This window comes from Streptomyces sp. BB1-1-1 (assembly GCF_031597775.1).
Lineage (GTDB): Bacteria > Actinomycetota > Actinomycetes > Streptomycetales > Streptomycetaceae > Streptomyces > Streptomyces thinghirensis.
Genome location: NZ_CP134203.1, coordinates 1,173,499 through 1,198,501 on the forward strand (window position 1 = coordinate 1,173,499; position 25,003 = coordinate 1,198,501).

The window sequence follows — 25,003 nt, forward strand, 5'->3', positions numbered from 1 at the left end:
TACGCCAACGAAGAATGTGGGCCGCCTTGTTGGCCGGCCTGCTGATGATGCTCGGTCTGCAGGCGACGTCCGCGTCCGGGCAGCCCAAGGGGACTTCGGCCGGGGCTGAGGCCGCCGCCGACCAGGTTCTCACCTGGACCGCCGGCAACGACATCACCAAGTACACGTCCGCGCCCGAGACGGCGGTGGCCGGTCCGGCCACGATCGTCTTCGAGAACAGCGAGGCCACCGGCAACACCACCGGCATGCCGCACACGCTGACGTTCATGACCAGCGACCCCGAGTACAACCAGGACGTCCAGCTGAACATCCTGGCCAACCCGGGCGACGACCAGGGCGGCAAGCACACCGCCGAGGTCACCCTCACCCCCGGCCGCTACATGTACCACTGCACGATCCCCGGCCACGGGGAGATGAAGGGCGTGCTCGTGGTGACCGAGGGCGGCGGTGGCGAGGACACCACCGCGCCCGCGACCTCGGCGGACGTCGGCGGCACGCAGAACGCGGACGGCGCCTACGTCGGCTCCGCGAGCGTGACGCTCGGCGCCACCGACGAGGGCGGCTCCGGCATCGACCGGATCGAGTACGCGATCGGTGCCGACGGTGCCTGGCAGCCGTACACCACACCGGTCGTCGTCGACCAGGTCGGCGACCACACGGTGCGCTACCGGGCGTTCGACAAGGCGGGCAACGCCGCCGCCGAGAAGAGCGTCACGTTCACCGTGGTCGCCCCCGACAGCGACGACACGACCGCGCCGGAGACCTCGGCGACGGTCAGCGGTGAGAAGAATCCGGACGGCGCGTACATCGACATGGCGACGGTGACCGTCACCGCCTCCGACACCGGTTCCGGCGTCAACACCATCGAGTACGCGGTCGGTGACGGCGCCTGGCAGGCGTACACCGCGCCCGTGATGGTGCACGAGGTCGGCGAGCACACCGTGCGCTACCGCGCCACCGACAAGGCGGGCAACGCCGCGGCGGAGAAGAGCGTCGCCTTCACCGTCGTCGCCGCTCCCCCGCAGGACACCGCCCCGCCGGTGACCGGCGCGACCGTGGAGGGCACCAAGGACTCCGACGGCGCGTACGTCGGCAGCGCCAAGGTGACCGTCAGCGCCACCGACGAGGGCGGCTCCGGCGTGGCCGGCGTGGAGTACTCGCTCGACGCCGGGCCGTACCTGGCGTACACCGAGCCGGTGGTCGTCGACCGTGTGGGCCGGCACACCGTGGCCTACCGGGCGAGTGACAAGGCGGGCAACACCTCCGAGCCGCTGACCGTGAGCTTCACGGTGGTGTCGGGTCAGGTGCCGCCGCCGCCCTGCCCCGAGTACGACGAACGCCTCACGGTGATCGTCGGCACGGTCGACACGGGTGTGCCGAACCGGGTCACGAACAACCGGTGCCGGATCAACGAGATGATCGAGGACGAGAAGGAGTGGACGTCCCAGCAGCTGTTCCTGAAGCACGTGCGGGAGGTCATGGACGCGCTCCTGGACGAGGGCGTCGTCGACCGCCGGGAGTACCGGGCGATCAACAAGGCCGCCCGTCAGTCGAAGATCGGCACGCCCGGCCAGACCGAGGGCTACCGCGCGATCCTCGACGGGACCCAGGAGTCCTTCGCGAAGTGGGAGCAGGTGGGCGGCGGTTCGTTCGGGCTGAACGACGACGGCTCGATCACCTCCAGCACCAGCACGCCGGGCATGGGCATGCTGTGGTTCCCCGAGCGCAAGTACGGGGACTTCTCGCTGAAGCTCCAGTGGCGTGACGACGCCGCGGGCACCGCCAACACCAACGGCGGCGTCTTCGTGCGCTTCCCGCAGGTCCACGACCACCCGGAGGAGTCCCGGCCGGAGTGGGTCGCCATCAAGTACGGGCACGAGGTGCAGGTGTTCGACGGTCCGACCGGCGACATGTACAAGTCGGGGTCGATCTACGGCTTCGACCGGGTGGGTCTCGCCGGGGCCGGTGTGACGGAGAAGGGCACCTGGAACGACTACGAGATCCGCGTGGTCGACCAGCACTACTCCATCTACCGCAACGGCGTGCTGATCAACGAGTTCGACAACATCGGCGGCCAGGACTTCACCCCGCCGCGCTCGGACGACCCGGGCACGGACGGGCGGCGGTTCGCCTCCGGCTACCTCGGACTCCAGGTGCACGGCACGACGGACGTGGTCTCGTACCGGGACGTCCGGATCAAGGAGCTGTAGCTCAGCTCTCCTGAGGGCGCGGCTTCTTCGCGCGGCTCGGCTGTACCCGGCTGGGTTCCCCCGGCATCTTCGGATACTCGGGCGGGTACGGCAGATCAGCGAGCCCGTGGTCGTGCTCGTCCTTCGTCGCCAGTTCCAGCAGGGCGTCGAGGGAGTAGGAGTGATCGTCCATGCCCGCGTGCACGTCGCCGAGTTCGGCGAAGCGCGCGGGCATGGTCGTGATGTCGAAGTCCTGCGGGTGCGCGACGCCCACCTCGTCCCAGCGCAAGGGTGCGGAGACGGGGGCGTGCGGGCGGGGGCGTACGGAGTAGGCGGAGGCGATGGTGCGGTCGCGGGCGGTCTGGTTGTAGTCGATGAAGATGCGCTCGCCGCGCTCCTCCTTCCACCACTTGATGGTCACCTGCTCGGGCATCCGCCGTTCCATCTCGCGTCCGACGGCGATGGCGGCGCGCCGCACCTGGGTGAAGGTCCAGCGCGGCTCGATCGGCACGAAGACGTGGATGCCGCGTCCACCGGAGGTCTTGGGCCAGCCCGTCAGCCCGCCGAACTCCTCCAGTACCGCACGCAGTTCGTGAGCGGCGCGGGCGGCGTCGTCGTAGTCGGTGCCGGGCTGCGGGTCGAGGTCGATGCGGAGTTCGTCGGGGTGGTCGACGTCGTCGCTCCGCACCGGCCAGGGGTGGAAGGTGAGGGTGCCGTACTGGGCGGCCCACAGCACCGCGGCCTCCTCGGTGGGGCACATCTCGTCGGCGCTGCGTCCGCTGGGGAAGGTGATGTGGGCGGTGGGGATCCAGTCGGGCATGCCCTTGGGCGCGCGCTTCTGGTAGAACCACTCGCCGGTGACGCCGTCCGGGTAGCGCTGGAGGGTGGTCGGCCGGTCGCGCAGGGCGCGCAGGATGCCGGGGGCGACCGCCTGGTAGTACCGGGCCACGTCGAGCTTGGTGTAGCCGTGCTCCGGGAAGAAGACCTTGCCCGGGCTGGACAGCCGCACGGTCCGTCCGCCCGCTTCCAGTTCCACCGCTTCCGCCATGCGAGCCACGGTAGGCGCACCGCGGGTACCTCGCACATCAGCGACGGCCCGCCCGGGTCCGCGCTGTCGAACCCACGTTCCCGGGCGGCACCGTGTCCGGCGCGGCACCGGCACTCGGCCGGTTTGTTGCCGCCGTGCCGCGCCGCCGCCCCTACCCGGTCAGGCTCCCGTTGCTCATCCGGACCAGTCGGCCGGTGAAGCGGCGGGCGACCATGCGGTCGTGGGAGACCATGACCAGGGCGCCCCGGTAGTGGTGCAGGGCTTCCTCGAAGTCCTCCACGAGTGCGGGCGAGAGGTGGTTCGTCGGCTCGTCCAGCAGCAGCAGGTCCACCGGAGCGAGCAGCAGACGGGCCAGTGCCAGTCGGCGCAGTTGCCCGGTCGACAGGTCACCGACCGCCGTCGTCAGGTCGGACGGGCGGAACAGGCCGAAGCCCAGCAGAGCGCCTCGGTGGTCCTCGGGGACGCCGGGCCGTCCGGCGGCGAAGGCGGCCAGCAGGGTCCGCCGCGGGTCGGTGATCGCGGTCTCCTGGGGCAGCCAGCCGATGCGGTCCGGCCGCGCGCACGTGCCCCGGTCGGGGTGCAGATCACCGGCGAGGACGCGCAGCAGCGTGCTCTTGCCGGCGCCGTTCGCCCCGGTGATCAGGATGCGCTCGCCGGGTTCGACGGTGAAGCCGGGCAGGTCGAGCCGGTCGCCGACGACGACACGGTGGAGATCGGCGACCGGCCCCTTGTGGCCGGCCTCGCCACCGGCGACCCGGGCACCGAAGCGCAGGGGCTCCGGGGGCCGCGGCACCGGGTTCTCCTCCAGGCGCCGTACCCGCTCCTTCGCCTGCCGGACGCGCGCGGAGATCTGCTTCTCCACGCTGCGCTGGTGGCGCTGGTTGTCGCGGTCTGCGTTGGACGCGCGCCGGGGTCCGGCGGCCATGGTGTCGGCGGCGCGGCGGGCCAGGGCGCGCTGCTCCGCCAACTCCCGCTGCCAGTCGGCGTACTCCTGTTCCCAGCGACGCCGGGCGCCCGCCTTGGCCCGGAGGTACCCCGCGTAGCCGCCGCCGTGCCGGTGGACGGTGCGGCGCTCGCCGTCCACCTCCCACAGGGCGGTGGCGACGCGTTCCAGGAAGAGACGGTCGTGGGAGACAGCCAGCACGCTGCCCCGGTGGGCGCGCAGATGTTCCTCCAGCCACTCCACGGCCGGGACGTCGAGGTGGTTGGTCGGCTCGTCGAGCAGCAGCAGTTGCGGTGCGGCCGCCAGCAGGCAGGCCAGGCCCAGGCGGGCCTGCTCACCGCCCGACAGGGTGCCCAGCCGACGGTCGGGCGCGATGCGTTGCAGGCCCAGCCCGTGCATGGCCGCTTCGACCCGGGCGTCGGCCGCGTAGCCGTCCCGGGCTTCGAACTCATCCAGCAGCTCCCCGTACGTGGCGAGCAGCCCGTCGAGTTCGTCGGGGCCGGCCTCCGCCAGCGCCCGCTCGGCCCGGCGCAGTTCCCGTTCCAGGGCGCGCAGGTCGGCGAGGGCGTGGTCGACGGCGTCCTGGACGGTGTCGTCCGGGGGGAGGTCGGGGGTCTGCGGCAGGTATCCGGCGCCGCCCGGGCAGTGGACGCGGATCCGGCCCGCGTCCGGCCGGTCGAGGCCGGCCAGCAGGCGCAGCAGGGTCGACTTGCCGGTGCCGTTCTCGCCGATGACGCCGATGCGCTCGCCGAGGGACACCGACTGGTGCACGCCGTCCAGCAGCGGCCGGCCTCCGGGGGCGCGGACGACGTCGTCCAGGACGACCTGGAACGAACCCGAGCCGGGCCCGGACGTGGAGGTGGAAGGGGTCGTGGGACAGGTGGGGGCGTCAGAAGTACGCCGGTGCATGGGTGATCCGCCATATCGGAAGACGTGAACAGGTGGCCGATACGGAGCGGGCAGCCGGAATCACGCCGCTTGCACGCGGCGGCATCGGCGCCCGGTCTCCCGGGGCGGTATCAGATGTAGAAGTAGTAGAACCTGATCACCCGTCCACCTTAACAGGCGAGGAATCCGGGCCGCTCATACAGTCGGACCATGGATCTGCCCGTGATGCCGCCCGTGAAGCCGATGCTCGCCAAGTCCGTGGCGAAGATCCCGCCGGGCATGCACTACGAGGCGAAGTGGGACGGGTTCCGGTCGATCGTGTTCCGCGACGGCGCCGAGGTCGAGCTCGGCAGCCGTACCGGCAAGCCGCTGACCAGGTACTTCCCGGAGCTGGTAGAGGCGGTGCGGGAACGGCTGCCCGAGCGTTGCGTGGTGGACGGGGAGATCGTGATCGCACGGGAGGGGCACCTCGACTTCGACGCGCTCACCGAGCGGATCCATCCGGCGGACTCCCGGGTGCGGATGCTGGCCGAGAAGACGCCGGCCTCGCTCGTGGCCTTCGACCTGCTGGCGCTGGACGACGAGTCCCTGCTCGACGTGCCACTGGTCGACCGGCGGGCACTGCTGGTCCGGACGCTGTCCGAGGTGACGCCACCCGTGCACGTGGCACCGGCCACCGACGACATCGAGGTGGCCCGGCAGTGGTTCGAGCAGTACGAGGGGGCGGGACTGGACGGTGTCGTCGCCAAGCCGCTCGACCTGCGCTACCGCCAGGACGAGCGGGCCATGTACAAGATCAAGCACGAGCGCACGGCGGACGTGGTCGTCGCCGGCTACCGCCTCCACAAGAGCGGTCCCGTGGTCGGCTCGCTGCTCCTCGGCCTCTACGACGACCGGGGCGTCCTCCAGCACGTGGGGGTGAGCGCGGCCTTCACCATGAAGCGGCGCGCCGAACTGGTGGAGGAGCTGGAGCCGTTGCGCATGGACGACGCCCGGGGCCATCCGTGGGCCGCCTGGGCCGAGGAGTCGGCGCACGAATCGGCCCGGCTGCCCGGCGCCCCCAGCCGCTGGTCGGGCAAGAAGGACCTGTCCTGGGTGCCGCTCAGGCCGGAGCGGGTCGTCGAGGTGGCGTACGACCACATGGAGAACGGGGCGCGTTTCCGGCACACGGCCCGCTTCCGCCGCTGGCGCCCGGACCGGACGCCCGAGAGCTGCACGTACGCCCAGCTGGAGGAGCCGGTCCGCTACGACCTGGCGGAGATCCTCGGCGGGCCCTGAAGGCGCCCCGAGGGCACCCCGAGGTCTTACGGCTGCATCAGGACCTTGACCGCGCCCTCCTGCTTCTTCTGGAACATCTCGTACGCGTGCGGCGCGTCCGTCAGCGGCACCCGGTGGGTGGCGAAGTCGTCGACGCCGAGCGGGTCCTCGTCCGTCAGGTAGGGAATGATCTCGTCGCTCCAGCGGCGCACGTTCGCCTGCCCCATCCGCAGCTGGATCTGCTTGTCGAACATCGTGAGCATCGGCATCGGGTCGGCCATGCCGCCGTAGACGCCGGACAGCGAGATCGTGCCGCCGCGCCGCACCAGGTCGATGGCGGTGTAGAGGGCTGCGAGCCGGTCGACGCTGAAGCGCTCCGCCAGCTTGCCGCCGATGGCCCGGGGCATCACCGCGGCGGCCTGCTGCACCAGCTTGGCGGCGGCGCCGCCGTGTGCCTCGGTACCCACCGCGTCGATCACGGCGTCCGGGCCCCGGCCGTCGGTCTCGTCCTGGATGGCGGCGACGAGTTCCTTCTCGCTGTCGAAGGAGCGCAGGTCGTACGTCTCCACGCCCCGCTCGTGGGCCCGTCGCAGCCGCTCCGGTACGAGGTCCACGCCGAACACCCGTCCGGCGCCCTTGGCCTGGGCGACCCGGCAGGCCATGTCGCCGATCGGGCCGAGGCCGAGCACGGCGACGCTGCCGCCCTGGGGGACGGCGGCGTAGGTGACCGCCTGCCAGGCGGTGGGCAGGACGTCGGAGAGGTAGACGAAGCGGTCGTCGGCCGGCCCCTCCGGCACCTTGATCGGGCCGTACTGGGCCTGCGGCACGCGCAGGTACTCGGCCTGTCCGCCGGGGACCGCGCCGTACAGGCGGGTGTAGCCGAACAGCGGGGCGCCCATGCCCTCGCCGGTGACCTGGGTGGTCTCGCACTGGGTCGGCAGTCCGGTGCCGCACATGAAGCAGTGCCCGCACGCGATCTGGAACGGCACCACGACCCGGTCGCCGGGCCGCAGACCGGTCACCTCGGAGCCGACCTCCTCCACGATGCCCATGGGCTCGTGGCCGAGGATGTCGCCCGGTGTCATGAACGGCGTGAGCACCTCGTACAGGTGCAGGTCGGAGCCGCACAGCCCGGAGGACGTGACACGGATGACCGCGTCCGTCGGTTCCTGGATTTTCGGGTCGGGCACCTCCTCCACCCGCACGTCCCGCTTGCCCTGCCACGTCACTGCCTTCATCGCCTCGCGCTCCCTCCGTCGCCCGTGCCCGTCGGTCTTGCGTGGCGGCCGGGTACCCGGGGCTTCCGCCACCGAACCGCCGCCCGGTTTCGGCCGAACAGCGGATTCTGGGCCGCTTTCCGTGCGCCGTACCAGATTCGATCAGGTATGGCAATAAATGCTTCAAGAAGCGCACAATCAGTGACACGGGATGGGCGGACAGGTGGTCGGAATGCGACGAGGGACGCACAGGCGGCGCGGCGGCGCACTGCTGACCGCGGCGGTGGCGGTCTCGCTGGCCGCGGGCTGCACCGCGGGACCCGGTGCGAAGGAGGACCGGCGGGCACCTCAGCCGGAGCGGTCGCACAGTGCGGCCGGCTCCGGCTCGGTGCTCGCCGTGAAGGTCGACAACGTGCGGGCGGCCCGGCCGCAGACGGGCCTGGGCGCCGCGGACGTCGTCTACGCGGAACCGGTGGAGGGCGGGCTGAGCCGCCTGATGGCGATCTACGCGACCGAGTTGCCCGAGAAGGTGGGTCCGGTGCGCAGTGCCCGTGAGTCCGACCTGGAGCTGCTGCGCCAGTTCGACCGGCCGACGCTGGCCTTCTCCGGCGCGCAGAGCAAGCTGTTGCCGCTCATCGACAAGGCGCCCCTGCACGCGGAGCCACCGGGCGAGGGGTCCGACGCCTATGTCCGCGACGACGACCGGCCCGCCCCGCACAACCTCTACGTGCGCCCCGGCCGGCTGCTGCCGAAAGCCGCGGGCGCCGACGCCCTGGCCACGGGCTTCCACTACGGCGAGGCTCCCGAGGGCGGCCGGTCGGTGTCCTCGCGCACCGTGCGCTATCCGTCGGCGTCGTTCGGCTTCACCTGGTCCGAGAGCGGTGACCGCTGGCTGGTCTCCCTGGACGGCACCCCCGCCCGGACGGCCGACGGCGGACGTCTGGCGCCGGCGACGGTCGTCGTGCAGCACGTGAACGTGCGCCAGTCGGACTTCCGCGACTTCCGCGGCAGCAACTCGCCGTACGTCGAGTCGGTGGGCTCGGGGCGGGCGGAGGTGCTGCGCGACGGGCGCTCGTACGACGCGGCCTGGAAGCGCGGCTCGGCGGCGGACGGCACGTCGTTCACCACGGCGGACGGCACGGCGCTGAACTTCGCCGAGGGCCAGGTGTGGGTGGTGTTCGTCGACCCGACGAAGGCGCCCTGATCAGCTCGGGGCCGCCGCGGGCTCGGCCGGGTTGCGGAGCCCTTCGGCGGCGTCCGCGACCCGGCGGATCAGGTCGAAGAAGACGGCCTGCTCGTCGGCGGAGAGCGGGGCGAGGAAGACCTGGTTCATCCGGGCCGTACGCACGGTCAGCTTGCGGTGGACGCGCAGGCCCTCGTCGGTCGCGCGCAGCAGGAAACGACGGCCGTCCTGCGGGTCGCGGACCTTGTCCAGCAGCCCGCGACGGCCGAGCCGGCTGATCACCTCGGCGATGGTGGACCGGTCCAGCCCCACCCGCTCCCCCACCGTGCGCTGGTCCAGACCCGGCTCGGCGACCAGCGCGTTGAGGACCGCGAACTGCGGCGAGGTGGTCTCCTCCGAGACCATCGTGTTCCACAGCAGGTAGTGCGCCTGCTGCAGCCGCCGGGCCAGGTGCCCGGGGTGGGTGGTCAGGTCGACCGCGGCCATCTGCACTCCTGTGGTCATTTTCGTCGGTGCACTGACGATACATCGGGCGGACGGTGACTGTCCGCTGCCACATCAGGCGATTCACCTCCCACTTTGCGAGGTCTTGACGCCCCGGCCGTCCGGTGGCAGCGTGTGGCGAACCTCGCTGTAATACTCAGTGCCCTGACTAATTCGCCGATTCGGTCCGCGATCCGGGGCGCCTGGAAGAGATGGGGCTTCTCGGATGGACAAGGTGGTGGCCACGGCCGGTGAGGCGGTGGCCGACGTGCCGGACGGCGCATCGCTGGCGGTGGGCGGTTTCGGGCTGAGCGGTGTGCCGAACGTGCTGATCCAGGCGCTGTACGAGCGCGGGACCGGCGAGCTGTCGGTGGTCTCCAACAACTGCGGGGCGATGGACTCCGGGCTGGCGGTTCTGCTGGCCGCGGGGCGGATCGCCCGGGTGACCGGGTCCTACATCGGGGCGAACAAGGAATTCGCCCGGCAGTACCTGGGCGGCGAGCTGGAGGTGGAGATGATCCCGCAGGGCACGCTGGCCGAGCGGCTGCGGGCCGGCGGCGCCGGGATCCCCGCCTTCTACACTCCGGCCGGGGTGGGCACACAGGTCGCCGACGGCGGGCTGCCGTGGCGTTACGACGGTTCCGGCGGCGTCGCACTGACCTCGCCGCCGAAGGAGGTCCGCGAGTTCGACGGAGCGCGGTACGTGCTGGAGCGCGGCATCCGTACCGACTTCGCACTCGTCCGGGCGGCCAAGGGCGACCGGCACGGAAACCTGGTGTTCGCCAAGTCGTCCCGGAACTTCAACCCGCTGGCGGCGATGGCCGGACAGGTGACCGTCGCCGAGGTGGAGGAGCTGGTCGAGCCCGGCGAGATCGATCCGGACGCGGTGCACCTGCCGGGGATCTTCGTGCAGCGGGTCGTCGCGCTGACGGCGGAGCAGGCGGCGGACAAGAGGATCGAGCGGCGGACGGTGAGTTCCTGATGGCCTGGACACGTGAGCAGATGGCCGCTCGGGCGGCCCGGGAACTGCGGGACGGGCAGTACGTCAACCTCGGCATCGGCCTGCCGACGCTGATCCCGAACTACCTCCCGCAGGGCGTGGAGGTGACGCTGGAGTCCGAGAACGGGATCCTGGGCACCGGCCGGTATCCGACCGAGGCCGAGGTGGACCCCGACCTGATCAACGCCGGCAAGGAGACCGTGACGGTCCTGCCGGGCGCCTCCTTCTTCGACTCGGCGCTGTCCTTCGGCATGATCCGGGGCGGGCACATCGACGTCGCCGTGCTGGGGGCCATGCAGGTCTCCGCCACCGGCGACCTGGCCAACTGGGCCATCCCGGGCAAGATGATCACCGGGATCGGCGGGGCGATGGACCTCGTGCACGGTGCCCGCACCGTCATCGTGGTGATGACCCACACCGCCAAGGACGGCTCACCCAAGATCCTCCAGGAGTGCGCGCTGCCGCTCACGGGCAAAGCGTGCGTGGACCGGGTCGTCACCGACCTCGGCGTCCTCGACGTGACCGACGACGGCCTGGTCCTGGTCGAGGCCGCGCTCGGGGTGAGCGTCGACGAGATCACCGCCAAGACCGATGCCGAGCTCGTCATCGCGGAGGGACTCAAGTGAAGGACGTCTACGTCGTCGACGCGGTCCGCACCCCGTTCGGCAAGTACAACGGCTCCCTGGCGGGCGTACGCCCCGACGACCTGGCCGCCCACGCGATCCGGGAACTCCTCGCCCGCACGCCCGGCCTGGATCCGGCCCGGGTCGAGGACGTCTACTTCGGCAACGCCAACGGCGCCGGCGAGGAGAACCGCAACGTCGCCCGCATGGCCGCCCTCCTGGCCGGCCTGCCCACCACCGTCCCCGGCGTGACGGTGAACAGGCTGTGCGCCTCCGGCCTCGAAGCGGTGATCCAGGCCGCCCGCGCCATCGCCGTCGGCGACGCCTCGATCGCCCTCGCGGGCGGTGTGGAGTCGATGACCCGGGCGCCGTACGTGCTGCCCAAGTCGGACCGGCCCTTCCCGGCCGGGCACACCGAGCTGTACTCGACCACCCTGGGCTGGCGCATGGTCAACCCGAGGATGGACCCGCAGTGGACGATCCCCCTCGGCGAGTCGGCCGAACTCATCGCCGACAAGCACAAGATCAGCCGCGAGCGGCAGGACGAGTACGCCCTCGCCTCCCACCACAAGGCCGCCCGCGCCCAGGCCGACGGCCTGTTCGACGGCGAACTCGCGCCCGTCCCGGTGCCGCAGCGCAAGGGGGACCCGGTCGACTTCGCCGCCGACGAGTGCGTACGCCCGACGGCCTCCCTGGAGGCGATGGCGAAGCTGAAGCCGTCCTTCCGTAAGACGAGCGAAGCGAGATGGGGGTCCCCCCGGCCGGAGGCTGGGGGAGGCACCGTCACCGCGGGCAACGCCTCGCCGCTCAACGACGGCGCCGCGGCCCTCCTGCTCGTGGACGAGGAGGGCCTGAAGGCGACCGGCCGCGAACCCCTCGCCCGGATCTCGGCCACCGGCGTCTCCGCGACCGACCCGCACTACTTCGGCCTCGCGCCGGTCGAGGCCGTCAACCGCGCCCTCGCCAAGGCCGGCCGCACCTTCGCCGACCTGGACGTCCTCGAACTCAACGAGGCGTTCGCCGCCCAGGTGCTGGGCTGCGTCGCCGAGTGGCCCGAGTTCGACCCCGCGATCCTCAACCCCCAGGGCGGAGCCATCGCGCTGGGCCACCCCCTGGGCGCCTCCGGTGCCCGCCTCGCCGGCACCGTCGCCCACCAGCTCGCCCGCAAGGGCGGCGGCACCGGCATCGCCACCCTCTGCATCGGCGTCGGCCAGGGCCTCGCCCTGGTCCTCGACCGCTAGTCACCCACGGGACTGCCCATGACTCTCACTCAGCACGACATCGACGCGGAGATCGCGGCCGAGCACGCCGCGTACGAGAAGCGGGTCGCCGACGGCGGGCCCGTCGAGCACCACCCGCGCCGCGACTACGCCCCGTACCGCTCCTCGGTGCTGCGCCACCCCAAGCAGCCGCCGGTCGCCATCGACGTCACCAAGGATCCCGAGCTGGTGGAGCTGTCCTCCCCCGCCTTCGGCGAGCGGGACATCACGGTCGTCGACAACGACCTGACCCGGCAGCACACCGGGGAGCCGGTCGGCGAGCGCATCACCGTCTCCGGCCGCCTCCTCGACCGGAACGGCAAGCCCGTACGCGGCCAGCTCGTCGAGATCTGGCAGGCGAACTCGGCCGGCCGCTACGCCCACCAGCGCGAGCAGCACGACGCGCCGCTGGACCCGAACTTCACCGGCGTCGGCCGCACCCTCTCCGACGACGACGGCTTCTACCGCTTCACCACCGTCCAGCCGGGCCCGTACCCGTGGCGCAACCACGTCAACGCCTGGCGCCCGGCCCACATCCACTTCTCGGTGTTCGGCTCGGCGTTCACCCAGCGGCTCGTGACGCAGATGTACTTCCCGAACGACCCGCTGTTCCCGTACGACCCGATCCTGCAGTCCGTGACGGACGACGCCGCTCGGCAGCGGCTGATCGCGACGTACGACCACAGCCTGTCCGTGCCCGAGTTCTCGCTCGGCTACCACTGGGACATCGTGCTCGACGGCCCGAACGCCACCTGGATCGAAGAAGGACGCTGACCGCCATGACGAAGATCGACACCAGCGGGCCGGAGACCGTGCTGCCCACGCCTTCGCACACGGTCGGCCCGTTCTACGGCTACGCGCTGCCCTTCCGCGGCGGCGAGGACATCGCGCCCGTGGGGCATCCGGACACGATCACCGTGCACGGGTACGTGTACGACGGCGAGGGCAATCCGTTGCCGGACGCGCTCCTGGAAGTGTGGGGGCCGGACCCGGACGGCAAGCTGCCGACGGCCGACGGCTCGATGCGGCGCGACCCGGCGTCCGGCGGCTTCCTCGGACGCAACGGTGTGGAGTTCACCGGCTTCGGCCGCATCCAGACCGACGCGAACGGCCACTGGTACGCGCGGACGCTGCGACCCGGGGCCCGCGGGGCCAGTGCGCCGCATGTCAGCGTGTGCGTGTTCGCGCGCGGCCTGCTCGTGCACCTGTTCACCCGGATCTACCTGCCGGGCGACGAGGCGGTGCTCGCCGCCGACCCGCTGCTGTCCCGGGTGGACGCGGAGCGCCGCGACACGCTGATCGCCGCGGACGAGGGCGCCGGGACGTACCGTTTCGACATCCGCCTTCAGGGCGAAGGCGAGACGGTCTTCCTGGAGTTCCAGTGACATCAGCTGCCGACACGGGCCTGCTCGCCCCCGGGTGGGCGGGCTCACCGGCCGCCGACGCGACCGACGACCGCGCCTGGCTGCGGGCGCTGCTCGACGCGGAGGCGGCCCTGACCCGGGCCCAGGCCGGGCTGGGGCTCGCCCCCGCCGACGCGGCGGCCGCGGTGACCGGGGCGGCCGACCCGGCCCGTTTCGACGTGCGCTCCCTGGCCGAGCGCGCCCGCGGTGGCGGGAACCCGGTCATCCCGCTGGTGGCCGACCTGACGAAGGCGGTCGGCGAGGCGTACGGGCCGTACGTCCACCGGGGTGCGACCAGCCAGGACATCCTGGACACGGCGACGATGCTGGTCGCCGCCCGCACCCTGGACCTGCTGCTCCCCGACCTCGCCCGCACCGAAAGGGCGCTGGCCCGGCTGGCCGCCGAGCACCGGGACACGGCGATGCCGGGCCGGACGCTCACCCAGCACGCCGTGCCGACCACCTTCGGGCTGAAGGCGGCCGGCTGGCGCACGCTGGTCCTCGACGCGCGGGACCGGATCACCGCCGTACGCGATGCGCTGCCCGCCCAACTCGGCGGCGCGGCAGGCACCTTGGCCGCCTTCGGGGCGTACGGCGCGACCGACCCCGTCGAGCTGCCGGCGGCGTACGCCCGTGAACTCGGTCTGCGGGCACCCGCGCTGCCCTGGCACACGCTGCGCACCCCGGTCGCCGACCTGGCCGGATGCCTCGCCTTCGCGGCCGGGGCGCTCGGGAAGACCGCCGCGGACGTGCTGACGCTGTCCCGCACCGAGATCGGCGAGGTCGCCGAGGGCAGCGGTGGCGGCTCGTCGGCGATGCCGCACAAGGCCAACCCCGTGCGGGCCACCCTCATCGCGTCGGCCGCCCGGCGCGCGCCGCAGCTCGCGGCCACGCTGTACGGCTCGCTGGTGGCGGAGGACGAGCGGCCGGCCGGGGCCTGGCACGCCGAGTGGGAGCCGCTGCGGGACCTGCTGCGGCTGGCCGGCGGTGCCGCCCGTGACGCCGCCGAACTGACCGAGGGACTGCGAGTGCGTCCGGACGCGATGCGCGCGCACCTCGGCCTCACGCACGGACTGATCGTGTCCGAGCGGCTCTCCGCCGAACTGGCACCGCTGCTCGGGCGGGCCCGCGCCAAGGAGCTGCTGACCGAACTCGCCCGGCGGACGTACGCCGAGGACCGTGCCCTGGGCGAACTGCTCGCCCAGGTACCGGAGTTGTCCGGCACCGACCTCGACGCGCTGACCGACCCCGCCCGTTACACCGGCTCCGCCGGAGCCCTGACCGACCGCGCTCTGGAGCGACGTTGACCATGCTCGACCACCTGACCGAAGGCCCCGCCTCCGCTCCCCCGCTGCTGCTCGGGCCCTCGCTGGGCACCTCGTACGCGCTGTGGGACAAGGTGGCGCCCGAGCTGTCCATCGGGCACAGGGTGATCCGCTGGGACCTGCCGGGGCACGGAGGTTCGGCGGCGGAGCTGATCGGGCCGGGCGCCACCGTCGGCGACCTCGCCGGCCTGGTGCTCGCGCTCGCCGACTCGCTCGGGGTGGAACGGTTCGCCTACGCCGGGGTGTCGCTGGGCGGCGCGGTGGGTCTGCACCTGGCCGTGCACCATCCCGAGCGGGTGTCGTCGCTGGCCGTCCTCTGTTCGTCGGCGCACTTCAACGGTGCGAAGGCGTGGGAGGAGCGGGCGGCGACGGTGCGCGCGGAAGGGCTGGCGAAGCTCGCGGACGGGGCGGACGGCCGGTGGTTCACGCCGGGGTTCACCGTGCCGAGGCTGGTCCAGGACCATCGGGACGCCGACCCGGGGGCGTACGCGGCCTGCTGTGACGCGCTGGCCGCGTTCGACCTGCGGGACCGGCTCGGCGAGATCTCCGCGCCGACGCTGCTGATCGCGGGCCGTCAGGACCCGGCGACGCCGCCCGCGCATCTGCGGGAGATCGCCGACGCGGTGCCGGGCGCGACGCTGACCGAGCTGCCGGGGGCCTCGCACCTGGCGCCGGCGGAGCGGCCCGAGGCGGTGCTGACGGCGCTGCGGGCGCACTTCGACGGCGGTGCGAGGCGGGGCATGGCGGTGCGGCGCGAGGTGCTCGGGGACGCCCACGTGGACCGGGCGCAGGGGCGGCAGAGCCCGTTCACCGCCCGCTTCCAGGACTTCATCTCGCGCTATGCCTGGGGTGAGATCTGGACGGACGAGACCCTCTCGCGCCGCGAACGCAGCATGATCACACTGACGGCGCTGGTCGCGCACGGCCACTACGAGGAGCTGGCCATGCACGTGCGGGCGGCGCGGCGCAACGGGCTGACACCGGACGAGATCGGCGCGGTGCTGCTGCAGACGGCGGTGTACTGCGGGGTGCCGGCGGCGAACTCGGCGTTCGCGGCGGCCCAGCGGGTGCTGGCCGAGGAGGACCGCAGCGCCGAGGAGGACGGCACCACCCGCTGAGCTCGGCCGGCCTCAGCCCACCTGTCCCGCGGCCAGTGCCTCCCGGGCCCGCGCCACCAGTCCGTCCGCACCGCACGAGTCCGCCAGCGCCAGGCCCCGGTTCAGCTCGGCCTCCGAGCGGGCCGCGATGCCGTACTCCACGCGGGCGGCGGCGTGCTCGTACTGGCAGGGTGAGGCCTCCAGATAGGCGACGGCCTGCGCGGCGAGCCGGACCGCGCGCTGCCCGGTCTCCAGCGCGGCGGCGCACCGCAGTGCCTCCCCTATGGCGGTGTCCGTGCCGAAGCGCTCGGCCTGGCGGCGGGCGTCGGTGACGAGCCGGGCGGCGCGGCCCGGATCCTCCGTGGCAAGGGCCCGCGCCAGCTCGGTCGCCCATGGATGCACCACCGGATTGTGCCTGCCGCGGGCGGCCGCCGCCTTCTCGGCCGTCTCCAGTTCGTTGACGCACTCCTTGGTGCGGCCGGTCGCGAGCAGCAGCCTGGCCCGCACTGGGCGGGGGTCGGGCAGCACGATCGTGGACGGGTACGGCGGGTCGAAGCCGTAGCGGTCGGCGACGGACCTGGCCTCCTCGACGTGGCCGCGGGCGAGCAGCGTGTCGATCAGGTTGCAGGTGGCGGACCAGTACAGCGGCAGGCCGCGGCCGACCCGTTCAGCGATGCGCAGCGATTCGCGCAGGGACTTCTCGGCCTCCCTCAGCCGGCCCCGCCTGCGGTGGCCGAGACCGACGTAGGCGTGCGCGAGGGCGAGGTGGCCGCCGCTCCAGCCGGCGGTCTCGTAGGTGCTCAGGGCCTCGGTGAAGAGTGCCTCGGCGCGGTCGAGCCGGTCGGTGTAGGCATAGGAGTTGGCCAGCATCATCGGCAGTTCGAGGCCCCACTCGGTGTCGGTCCAGCCGAGCCCGGAGGCGAGGCGGCCGTTGACGAGCGCCCGGTCGCACAGCTCGACGACCTCTTCGGCGTTCTCGCCCCGCGTCATGGCGTCGAAGCCGCGCAGGATGAGCAGGGCACGTTCCGCGTTGTCGCGGCCGGTGCAGGTGCCGGCGAGTTCGGCGAGCCGCTCGGACCGGCCGGGCGAGGAGGTCTCGCCGGGGTGGATGCCCTCCCACATGTACTGGACGGCCTGCAGCCGAAGCCGCACGGACGGGTCCGGGTTGCGGGCGGCCTCCGCCCGGACGGTGCGGACGGCCTCCTCCAGCTGGTCGTTGTGGAGCAGGGCCTCGGAGAGCCGGAAGACGGCGTTGACGCGCTGCTCGCCGTCCAGGCCGGGCATGGCGAGGGCGGTGCGCAGGTGGCCGATGGTCGTGGCGGGCGCGGTGAGGAGCGTGGCACAGCCCAGTTCGTAGAGCACCCGCGCGTGGGTGTCGGGCAACGGCGGTTCCTCGAGGGCGCGTTCGAGGCAGCGGCGGGCCGCGTCGGGGGCGCCGACGGCGAGGTGCTCGCGGGCTGCTTCGCGCAGCTGCTCGACGACTTCCTGGTCGTCGTCGGGATACACCTGGAGCAGATGGCGGGAGGCGGCCGCGGCGCCGAGTCCGGAGTCGGTGACCAGCTGGGCCGCTATGCCGTGCATCGCCGTGCGCAGCGCGTCGGGGATGGAGTTGTAGACGGCGGTGGCGATCAGCGGGTGGACGAACTCCAGGTCGCCCGCGGCGGTCTGCCCGGCGGCGGGGTCGGGCGCGGAGAGGATGCGGGCGCTGCACAGCAACTCGGCGCAGCGGGCGGCGTCGCCGCGGTCGAGGGTGGCGAGCCGGGCCACCATGTCGACGGTGATGCCGCCGCCGAGGATGGCGGCCGCCCAGGCGAACCGGGTGGAGTCGACGCCGAGTTGCTCCAGGCGGGCGACGAGGCCGCCGCCCCGGGCCGAGCGGTTCAGGTCGCGCAGTTCGGCGGCCTGCGACTCGACCGGTTCCAGTTCGCTGTCCTGGACCTTGGCGAGGAGTTCGACGGTCTCGTACGGGTTGCCGCCGGTGACGGCCCACACCTCGCGGCAGAACGCGGCGTCGGCGTGGCCGCCCAGCGTGGCGCGGGTGAGGCCGGCCGTCGCTTCGGGGGTGAGGGCGTTCAGCGGGGCGAGGGGCCGGCCCGCGGCGGAGGCCGCGTCCAGGTGGCGGGCGCTGTCGCCGCTGACGTCACCGGGGCGGCGGGCGATCACGATCAGCACCGAGGTCTCGTCGAGCCGTTCGGCGAGCGCGGCGAGCCAGCGCAGGGTCTCCTGGTCGGCCCAGTGGGCGTCGTCGATCAGCAGGACCAGCGGCCACTCCCGGCGGGCCAGCCGGCGTACGGCGGCGACCAGGCCGTCGCACACGCCCTGCGGGTCGGCCTGCCGCTCGCCCGGGTCCGCTATGCCGAGGGCGGGGCCCGCGATCTCGTACCAGTCGCCGAGGTACTCGCGCGCCTCCTCCGGGAGCATGGACACGAGTGCGGGCTGGAGCAGTTGGCGTACGACGTTGAAGGGGACGGACCTGAGTGTCTCGCCGCCGCGCGCGGACCAGACGGTGCAGCCCCGGGCCTCGGCGAGGCGGCGGGTCTCGGCGAGCAGCGCGGTCTTGCCCAGTCCGGCCTCGCCCCGCGCCTCCAGCAGGGCCCCGGAGGACGAGCGGTCCGCGCACAGGTTGTCGACCGCCCCCTTGATGGTGGCGACTTCCTCGTCGCGCTCCCAAAGGGCGGCCGAGGCGGCGGCCGTTCGCCCTACCTCCGTCATCCCGCTACCTCCCCGAGTCGCCCGAATGACGTACAGACCTTGAGCCTAACCGCCCGATCGCGCAAGTGACGGGGTGTCGGGGCAGCAGTTGCCGTGATGGGTGACATGCGGTAAAGCGCGGACGACGCGCCGGCCCCGTCATCAGCCAAGGCGCCGTTCGGCGACCGTCAACCCGTCGTGAGCGGCGGCGGGGCGGCGGGCGGTCCCGGCATGCCGGACCCGGGCCTCTCATCCCGCTTTCACCGACGCCTCTTACGGTGGGCACATGACGCAGGAGACTCCTCCCGGGTGGTACCCGGACCCCGGACAGAAGAATGACGGTCCCGCCACCGAGCGCTGGTGGGACGGCAAGGCGTGGACGGACCAGGTCCGTTCCACGGGTCCGGCCGCCGCGTGGGCGCCTCCTGCGCAGCCGCCGGCGCACGACACCGCGCCCGGCCCGTACCCCGTGCACCCGGGCTATCCGGGACTTCCCGTGCAGGCGCCGTCCGCGCGGCGGCGCCGGCTGCGTACCGGCATAGCCGTCGCGGCCGCCGTGGCCGTGCTGGCGGGCATCGGGGTCGGCGTGTACGTGCTGGCCGACGGCGGCTCGGGCGGCGACAGCGCGGGGCCCTCGCAGCAGGACCGGCGCGGCCCCGGCGGCCGAGAGGACCCCTTCGGCGACTCGGGCGGCGGCGAGGGCGGGGAGGGCGGGGAGTCGCCCTCGCCCGACTCCCCGGACGGGTCCGAACCGCCCACGATCGGCAGCGGGTCGGTGACGGACCCCGTCAGCGGGATCAGCCTGCCCATTCCGGACGGCTGGTCCGGGCAGCAGTTGCAGGTCGGCGCGACGGTGACGTCGGACGACAGCTACGAGTGCCCCGGCGACACCTCCAAGACCTGCACCAAGGGCGGCGCCTACTCGGCTCCCGCGGTGGTGCTGGGCACCAAGGGCGGTACCGCGGAGGAGGTCGCCAAGGCCGACATCGAGGCCAACGCCGAGGAGTCCTACGGCGGCGAGTCCTACGGCGCGATCACCTCGCACGAGGAGCTGGCGTCCAAGGCGGTCACGGTCGCCGGGCAGAAGGGCTACCTGGTCCGCTGGAAGGCGGTCACCAGCAAGGGCGCCGACGGCTACGTCGAGTCGCTCGCCTTCCCCTCCCCCGCCGACCCCGAGCGCATCGCCGTCGTCCGCTTCGGCGTCGACGTCGGGGAGAAGCAGGCGGTGATCGACGAGATCACCAAGGGCATCGAGGTGGACTCCAGCGGCGGGGGCGGCAGCGGTCAGGACGTCTGACCGGCCCCGGACAGCAGTCGGCCGGGTGGGGCGCCCTTCCGCTCAGAAGGCGTCCCACCCGGCCGGGGGTGCGCGCCGCCCCCGTCCCCACGGTGCGGCGCGGGCAGGCCACCGTCCAGTCATCCCATGGACGGCGACCTGAGTCTCAGGGGAGGCCGAGCGCCGGCAGCACGACGGCCTCCACGAACCCGACGAGGTACTCCGCGTCGGCCTGCTCGCCCTCGACGACGGGCCGCATCCGCAGCATGCCGAACAGCTGGGCCGGCACGTACTCCAGCGCCGGGTGGCCGGCGGGGACCTCGCCCCGTGCGACGCCGCGCGCGAGGATGTCCCTCAGCGCGGCGATCTCCGGCTCGACGAGCGCCTCGCGCAGCGCGCCCTTGAGTTCCGGGTCCTCCATGACCGCGTGGCCGAGCGCCTGGAGCAGTCCCGTGTCCTTGCCCGCCCCCTCGCCCGCGGCCCGCGCCGCCTGGCGCAGGTCCTCGGCGAGCGACCCGGTGTCGATGTCGGTGAAGCGCACCCGGCGGTTGGAGCGCAGTGCGGCGGCCACGAACTGGGGCTTGGTCTTCCACTGCCGGTACAGCGTGGACTTGCTGCACCGGGTGCTGGCGGCGATGCCGTCCATGGTGACGGCGTCGTAGCCGCAGGTCCGGATCTGTTCGAGCACGGCGTCGAAGAACTCCTGCTCACGCTCGGGCGTGATCTTGGAGCGGCGCGAGGGTCCGGCCGGTTCCGGTCGGTCCGCGGCCTGCGACGTCATCGGCGGTGCTCCTCACGGTTCCGGGTGGCGGTAGGGCTCTCGAGCGGCCCGTACTCCAGTGTGTCGTATGTCTATCGATACGTCAGTGTACCGGTACACCAGCGTATCGGTACACTGGCGTATCGGAACGGGGTCGTATCGATGAGAACCGTCACACGCCCCGTACCTGTGAGCCACGCACGTGTGAGCCACATACCTGTGAACCACACGCACCACCGTCAGTGAAGGGGCCGGGGGATGAATGCCCGCAGCGAGCCTGCACAAGCGCGGCCGGACGAGCCCGCGCGCCCGGTCGCACGCCCACCGCTCGTCCGTGAGCTGCTGCTCGTGGCAGGGCTCTTCCTCGCGTACAAGTTCGGCCGGCAGCTCGCGACGGGCCACACCGCCGAGGCCTTCCGCAACGCCCACCACGTGTGGGCCTGGGAGCGCACGCTGCGACTGCCCGACGAGGGCACGGTGCAGTCCCTGCTCCTGCACGGCGACACCCTGATACACGCGGCGAACACCTACTACGCGACCGTCCACTTCCCGGCCACCGCGGCCTTCCTGATCTGGCTCTATCTGCGGCGGCCGGGGCACTACGTCCGGGCCCGCCGGGTGCTGGCCGCGGTGACCGGCGCCGCGCTGGCAGTGCACCTCCTCTTTCCGCTCGCCCCGCCGCGCATGCTGGCCGCCACCGGTCTGATCGACACGGCCCGGGTCTACGGCCCCTCGGTGTACGGCCCGCCGAGCACCGATCAGTTGTCGAACCAGTTCGCGGCGATGCCCTCGCTGCACTTCGGCTGGGCCCTGATGGTGGCGGTCGGGCTGATCGTCGCGACGCGGTCGCGCCTTCGGTGGCTCTGGCTGCTGCATCCGCTGCTCACGCTGCTGGTGATCGTGGGCACCGCGAACCACTACTGGCTCGACGTGATCGTGGCGGCGGCCATGCTCGGCCTCGCCCTCGCGGTGGTCCGCCTGCCGCACCGGCCGCGGTGCACCGTGACACACCGCCGGCCCGAGGTCCGGCGCCGGACGGCGGAGCAGCGTGACCTGGTGGGGGCGGGGCGATGAGCGCCGCCCTGATCGCCGTCCTGCTGTCGCTGGTCTCCGCCTGCGCCTACGCCGCCGCGGCCGTCGCCCAGGAACGGCTGGCCTCCCGCAGCGCCGGCACGGGCGCGCTGCGGATGCTGGCCCGCGGGGCCTGGTGGTGGTCGGTCGCGCTCAACGCCTCGGCCGCGCTGCTGCACGTCGTGGCCCTCAAGTACGGACCCCTCACCGTGGTCCAGCCGCTCGGCGCGCTCACCCTGGTCGCGGCGGTGCCCCTGGGGGCGCGGCTGGCGGGCCGGCGGGTCAGCGCGGTCGAGTGGCGGGGCATCGGGCTGACGCTGCTCGGGCTCGGCGCGCTGCTGCTCACCGCGTCCGGCCCCGCGCCCGACGACGTGCTGAGCGTGCCCGAGGCGCTGGCCGTCTCCGGCGCGACGGCGGCGCTGATCGGTGTGCTGTCCCGGCCCGGTACCCGGCCGGGGCTGCGGCACGCGACGGCGTCCGGCGTCGCCTCCGGGGTCGCCTCGGCGCTCACCCAGACCGTCACGGTCGCCGTCACGGACCACTCGGGCTCGTTGCTCAGCGCCCAGGTGATCGGCGTGGCGGTGCTGGTGGCGGCCTTCGCGGCGGGCGGACTTCTGCTGTCGCAGACGGCGTACCGGGGTGGTCTCGGCGCCCCGCTGGCGGTGGTGACGCTGGCCAATCCGGTGGCCGCCGCGGTGATCGGGCTGTCCCTGCTCGGTGAGCGGCTGCGGGGCGGCGCGGGCGGCGTGCTGCTCGCGCTGACCGGTGCGGGACTGGCCGCCTGGGGCGTGGTCCAGCTGAGCCGGGCGACGCCCGGGCGTTCCGACGAGGCCGGGGCGACGGCCGCCGCGCCGGCGTCGGCGTCGGCGTCGGCACCGGCGGCTCCGACGGGCAGGGAAGCGGTGAGCGCGGGGGCCGTGGGCCCGGAAGCCGTGGGCCCGGAAGCGGTAGGCGCGGGAACGGCGGGCTCGGAAGCGGCGGCCCCGAGGGCGGCCGCCGCCCCGAGGCAAGTGGCCCCGCAAGCCGCGGCCCCGCAAGCCGCGGCCCTGGAGGCGGCCGCCCCTGGGCAGGTCGGACCCGTGCTGGTGCCCCGGTAGCCGGGGCCGGGGCACCTCACGCGGCTGTAGGCCTGTCCGGCCGCGCCGTCAGTCCGTGATCATCGCCGGGTCGCTCACCCCCGGCCGCCCGTTCTCCACGTGTCCGGCCAGGCGCCGCAGGAACGCCGGGTCGGCCTCGGAGGTGACCGTCACGTCGTACCAGCGGCGGCTGCGCGCGAGGCCGACGGTGTGGTGGACGGTGGCGCCGGGGCGCACGGTGACGGTCCTGGCGCCGCCGCCGTAGGCGTCTGCGTTGGCGATCCGGAGCCGGACCGTGCCGGACCCCGTGTTGGTGAGGGTCAGCCGGACGTCGTCGCCGGTGTGCCGCGCGGTTACCTCGGGCCCGGCGGTCCTGTTGGGGCCCCGGAAGACGCGCAGGAAGCCGTTGGGTCCGTGCACGGTCAGGTCGTAGGAGCCGTCCGAGTACGCCGAGTTCCAGGTGTCCGCGATGGTCTTGCCGGCCTCGGTGGTGTAGGTCCAGGGGCCGTCGGTGCGGTTGCCGGAGGTGACGAGGAAGGCGGCACCGGCCTTGGCGCCGGAGGCGAAGGTCAGCGTGAACTTCCCGGCCGCCGCGTCCACGGCGCCGTCCACGTGCGGGGCGTACCGCAGCGGGCGGGCGGGGCGCAGACCGCGTTCCTGCCGGGGCATGTCCGGGTCGGCGGGCGGCGTCGGGCGGTAGTCCGGGTGGCGTTCGCGGTCCGGCGGCTCGTAGGCGTCGGTGTCCGGCAGCTCGGCCGGGCGGCTGTCCGTGCGGGAGAAGTCGAAGGCGGCGGTCAGGTCGCCGCAGATCGCGCGCCGCCACGGCGAGATGCCCGGCTCGCGCACGCCGAAGCGGCGCTCCATGAACCGGATGACGGAGGTGTGGTCGAAGGTCTCGGAGCAGACGAAGCCGCCCTTGCTCCAGGGCGATACGACCAGCATCGGCACGCGCGGGCCGAGCCCGTAGAAGCCCTCGCGGTGGGTCTTGCTCCCCTCGAAGACGTCGAGGGAGACGTCCACGGTGGACCGGCCCCGCGCGGCGGACTTCGGCGGCAGCGGCGGCACCAGGTGGTCGAAGAAGCCGTCGTTCTCGTCGTACGTGATGAACAGGGCGGTCCTCGCCCACACGGCCGGGTTGGAGGTGAGCGCGTCCAGAACCTGGGAGATGTACCAGGCACCGTAGTTGGACGGCCAGTTGGAGTGCTCGGAGAAGGCCTCCGGGGCGGCTATCCAGGAGATCTTCGGCAGCCTCCCGGCCTTGACGTCGGCGCGGAGCCGGTCGAAGTACCCGTCACCGTTCTTCGCGTCGGTACCGGTGCGGGCCTTGTCGTACAGGGGGTCGCCGGGCTCGGCGTTCCGGTACTTGTTGAAGTACAGCAGGGAGTTGTCGCCGTAGTTGCCGCGGTAGGCGTCGTCGATCCAGCCCCAGTGGCCGGCCGCGTCCAGGCCGTCGCCGATGTCCTGGTAGATCTTCCAGGAGATCCCGGCCTCCTCCAGCCGCTCGGGGTACGTCGTCCAGTCGTAGCCGAGTTCGTCGTTGCCGAGGACCGGGCCGCCGCCCGTGCCGTCGTTGCCCGTGTGACCCGACCACATGTAGTAGCGGTTGGGGTCGGTGGAGCCGATGAAGGAGCAGTGGTAGGCGTCGCAGACGGTGAAGGTGTCGGCGAGCGCGTAGTGGAAGGGGATGTCGTCACGGGTCAGGTACGCCATGGTGGTGGTGCCCTTGGCGGGCAGCCAGCGGTCGTACTTGCCGTTGTGGTAGGCGTCCTGCCCGTCGGACCAGCCGTGCGGCAGCCCCTCCAGGAACTGCATGCCGAGGTCGTCGGCCACGGGGTGGAAGGGCAGCACCTCGGTGCCGTCGCTCTTGGCCTGGTGCCAGACCGACTTGCCGCCGTCCAGGGAGACCGGGTGCGGGTCGCCGAAGCCGCGCACGCCGCGCAGCCTGCCGAAGTAGTGGTCGAACGAACGGTTCTCCTGCATCAGGACGACGATGTGCTCGACGTCCTCGATGGAACCCGAGCGGTGATTCGCCGGGAGCGCGGCGGCCCGCTCGATGCTCGCCGAGAGTGCGCTGAACGCCGTGGTGGCGCCCGCGAGTTGGAGGAATCGGCGCCGGTTCACTTCGGCCATGGGGTGTAAGAGCCTCTCGCCTTGGGGGGACTCACCCGGCCGGACGGTGCCGGATGATGACGGAATGCGCGCGAAAGGAGTGTT

20 protein-coding genes are annotated in these 25,003 nt (G+C 72.9%); 13 read left to right on the forward strand and 7 right to left on the reverse strand.

The genetic code is table 11. From position 1 onward, the window contains the following. Positions 1-14: 14 nt before the first annotated feature. Positions 15-2,210 (forward strand): OmpL47-type beta-barrel domain-containing protein, encoded by a 2,196-nt coding sequence (locus RI578_RS05365; protein ID WP_310875673.1) that lies wholly within the window; start codon positions 15-17, stop codon positions 2,208-2,210. A 1-nt stretch (position 2,211) separates the two neighbouring features. Here the strand turns inward: RI578_RS05365 and ligD are convergent, their stop codons facing one another. Together ligD and RI578_RS05375 are read right to left on the reverse strand one after the other, a co-directional pair. Beyond that, positions 2,212-3,237 (reverse strand): non-homologous end-joining DNA ligase, encoded by a 1,026-nt coding sequence (ligD, locus tag RI578_RS05370; RefSeq protein WP_310869981.1) that lies wholly within the window; start codon positions 3,235-3,237, stop codon positions 2,212-2,214. Between the two features lie 151 nt (positions 3,238-3,388). Further along, a complete protein-coding gene (locus tag RI578_RS05375) occupies positions 3,389-5,089 on the reverse strand; it encodes a TlrC/CarA/OleB/SrmB family ABC-F type ribosomal protection protein (protein WP_310869982.1) in 1,701 nt (566 codons plus the stop codon). A gap of 189 nt (positions 5,090-5,278) precedes the next feature. Here RI578_RS05375 and RI578_RS05380 point away from each other — a divergent pair, with 189 nt between their 5' ends. After that, on the forward strand, positions 5,279-6,346 hold the full coding sequence (locus RI578_RS05380) for an ATP-dependent DNA ligase (protein WP_310869983.1): 1,068 nt from the start codon (positions 5,279-5,281) through the stop codon (positions 6,344-6,346). 26 nt (positions 6,347-6,372) lie between these two features. Here RI578_RS05380 and RI578_RS05385 read toward each other — a convergent pair whose 3' ends face one another. Continuing rightward, positions 6,373-7,563: a zinc-dependent alcohol dehydrogenase gene (locus RI578_RS05385; RefSeq protein ID WP_310869984.1), complete on the reverse strand. Its 1,191-nt coding sequence runs from the start codon at positions 7,561-7,563 to the stop codon at positions 6,373-6,375. A gap of 211 nt (positions 7,564-7,774) precedes the next feature. Here RI578_RS05385 and RI578_RS05390 point away from each other — a divergent pair, with 211 nt between their 5' ends. Beyond that, the gene (locus RI578_RS05390; protein ID WP_310869985.1) at positions 7,775-8,746 is read left to right on the forward strand and encodes a DUF3048 domain-containing protein; all 972 of its coding nucleotides are present in this window, start codon (positions 7,775-7,777) and stop codon (positions 8,744-8,746) included. Here RI578_RS05390 and RI578_RS05395 read toward each other — a convergent pair whose 3' ends face one another. After that, positions 8,747-9,211, reverse strand: coding sequence for a MarR family transcriptional regulator (locus RI578_RS05395; protein WP_310869986.1), 465 nt, complete (start codon positions 9,209-9,211; stop codon positions 8,747-8,749). A gap of 223 nt (positions 9,212-9,434) precedes the next feature. Here RI578_RS05395 and RI578_RS05400 point away from each other — a divergent pair, with 223 nt between their 5' ends. The 7 genes from RI578_RS05400 to pcaD are packed head-to-tail and all read left to right on the forward strand — an operon-like array spanning position 9,435 to position 15,936. Continuing rightward, complete coding sequence (locus RI578_RS05400) at positions 9,435-10,190, forward strand: CoA transferase subunit A (RefSeq protein ID WP_310869987.1); 756 nt, start codon at positions 9,435-9,437, stop codon at positions 10,188-10,190. Then, complete coding sequence (locus RI578_RS05405) at positions 10,190-10,834, forward strand: CoA transferase subunit B (protein ID WP_310869988.1); 645 nt, start codon at positions 10,190-10,192, stop codon at positions 10,832-10,834. Before RI578_RS05400 ends, RI578_RS05405 begins: the two co-directional genes overlap by 1 nt. Then, positions 10,831-12,072, forward strand: coding sequence for a thiolase family protein (locus RI578_RS05410; RefSeq protein WP_310869989.1), 1,242 nt, complete (start codon positions 10,831-10,833; stop codon positions 12,070-12,072). The genes RI578_RS05405 and RI578_RS05410 overlap by 4 nt, the downstream gene beginning before the upstream one ends. An 18-nt stretch (positions 12,073-12,090) precedes the next feature. Beyond that, positions 12,091-12,864, forward strand: a complete 774-nt coding sequence (gene pcaH, locus RI578_RS05415) for a protocatechuate 3,4-dioxygenase subunit beta (RefSeq protein WP_210961058.1) — start codon at positions 12,091-12,093, stop codon at positions 12,862-12,864. Between the two features lie 5 nt (positions 12,865-12,869). After that, positions 12,870-13,475, forward strand: a complete 606-nt coding sequence (gene pcaG / locus RI578_RS05420; protein WP_310869990.1) for a protocatechuate 3,4-dioxygenase subunit alpha — start codon at positions 12,870-12,872, stop codon at positions 13,473-13,475. Beyond that, the gene (gene pcaB, locus RI578_RS05425) at positions 13,472-14,800 is read left to right on the forward strand and encodes a 3-carboxy-cis,cis-muconate cycloisomerase (RefSeq protein WP_310869991.1); all 1,329 of its coding nucleotides are present in this window, start codon (positions 13,472-13,474) and stop codon (positions 14,798-14,800) included. The genes pcaG and pcaB overlap by 4 nt, the downstream gene beginning before the upstream one ends. A gap of 2 nt (positions 14,801-14,802) precedes the next feature. Continuing rightward, positions 14,803-15,936: a 3-oxoadipate enol-lactonase gene (gene pcaD / locus RI578_RS05430; RefSeq protein WP_310869992.1), complete on the forward strand. Its 1,134-nt coding sequence runs from the start codon at positions 14,803-14,805 to the stop codon at positions 15,934-15,936. 12 nt (positions 15,937-15,948) lie between these two features. On the opposite strand, the gene RI578_RS05435 is transcribed toward pcaD, so the two are convergent. Further along, complete coding sequence (locus tag RI578_RS05435; RefSeq protein WP_310869993.1) at positions 15,949-18,627, reverse strand: AAA family ATPase; 2,679 nt, start codon at positions 18,625-18,627, stop codon at positions 15,949-15,951. Between the two features lie 265 nt (positions 18,628-18,892). Between RI578_RS05435 and RI578_RS05440 the strand changes: the two genes are divergently transcribed. Continuing rightward, entirely contained in the window at positions 18,893-19,903 is a 1,011-nt protein-coding gene (locus tag RI578_RS05440) for a DUF2510 domain-containing protein (RefSeq protein ID WP_310869994.1), read from the forward strand. A gap of 145 nt (positions 19,904-20,048) precedes the next feature. On the opposite strand, the gene RI578_RS05445 is transcribed toward RI578_RS05440, so the two are convergent. After that, positions 20,049-20,663 carry a TetR/AcrR family transcriptional regulator gene (locus RI578_RS05445; protein WP_310869995.1) on the reverse strand — a complete coding sequence of 205 codons (615 nt, stop codon included), beginning with the start codon at positions 20,661-20,663 and terminating at the stop codon, positions 20,049-20,051. 237 nt (positions 20,664-20,900) lie between these two features. Between RI578_RS05445 and RI578_RS05450 the strand changes: the two genes are divergently transcribed. Next, positions 20,901-21,716: a phosphatase PAP2 family protein gene (locus RI578_RS05450; RefSeq protein ID WP_310869996.1), complete on the forward strand. Its 816-nt coding sequence runs from the start codon at positions 20,901-20,903 to the stop codon at positions 21,714-21,716. Then, positions 21,713-22,810 carry a hypothetical protein gene (locus tag RI578_RS05455; protein WP_310869997.1) on the forward strand — a complete coding sequence of 366 codons (1,098 nt, stop codon included), beginning with the start codon at positions 21,713-21,715 and terminating at the stop codon, positions 22,808-22,810. The genes RI578_RS05450 and RI578_RS05455 overlap by 4 nt, the downstream gene beginning before the upstream one ends. A gap of 48 nt (positions 22,811-22,858) precedes the next feature. On the opposite strand, the gene RI578_RS05460 is transcribed toward RI578_RS05455, so the two are convergent. Beyond that, a complete protein-coding gene (locus RI578_RS05460) occupies positions 22,859-24,919 on the reverse strand; it encodes a phosphocholine-specific phospholipase C (protein ID WP_310869998.1) in 2,061 nt (686 codons plus the stop codon). Between the last annotated feature and the right edge of the window lie 84 nt (positions 24,920-25,003).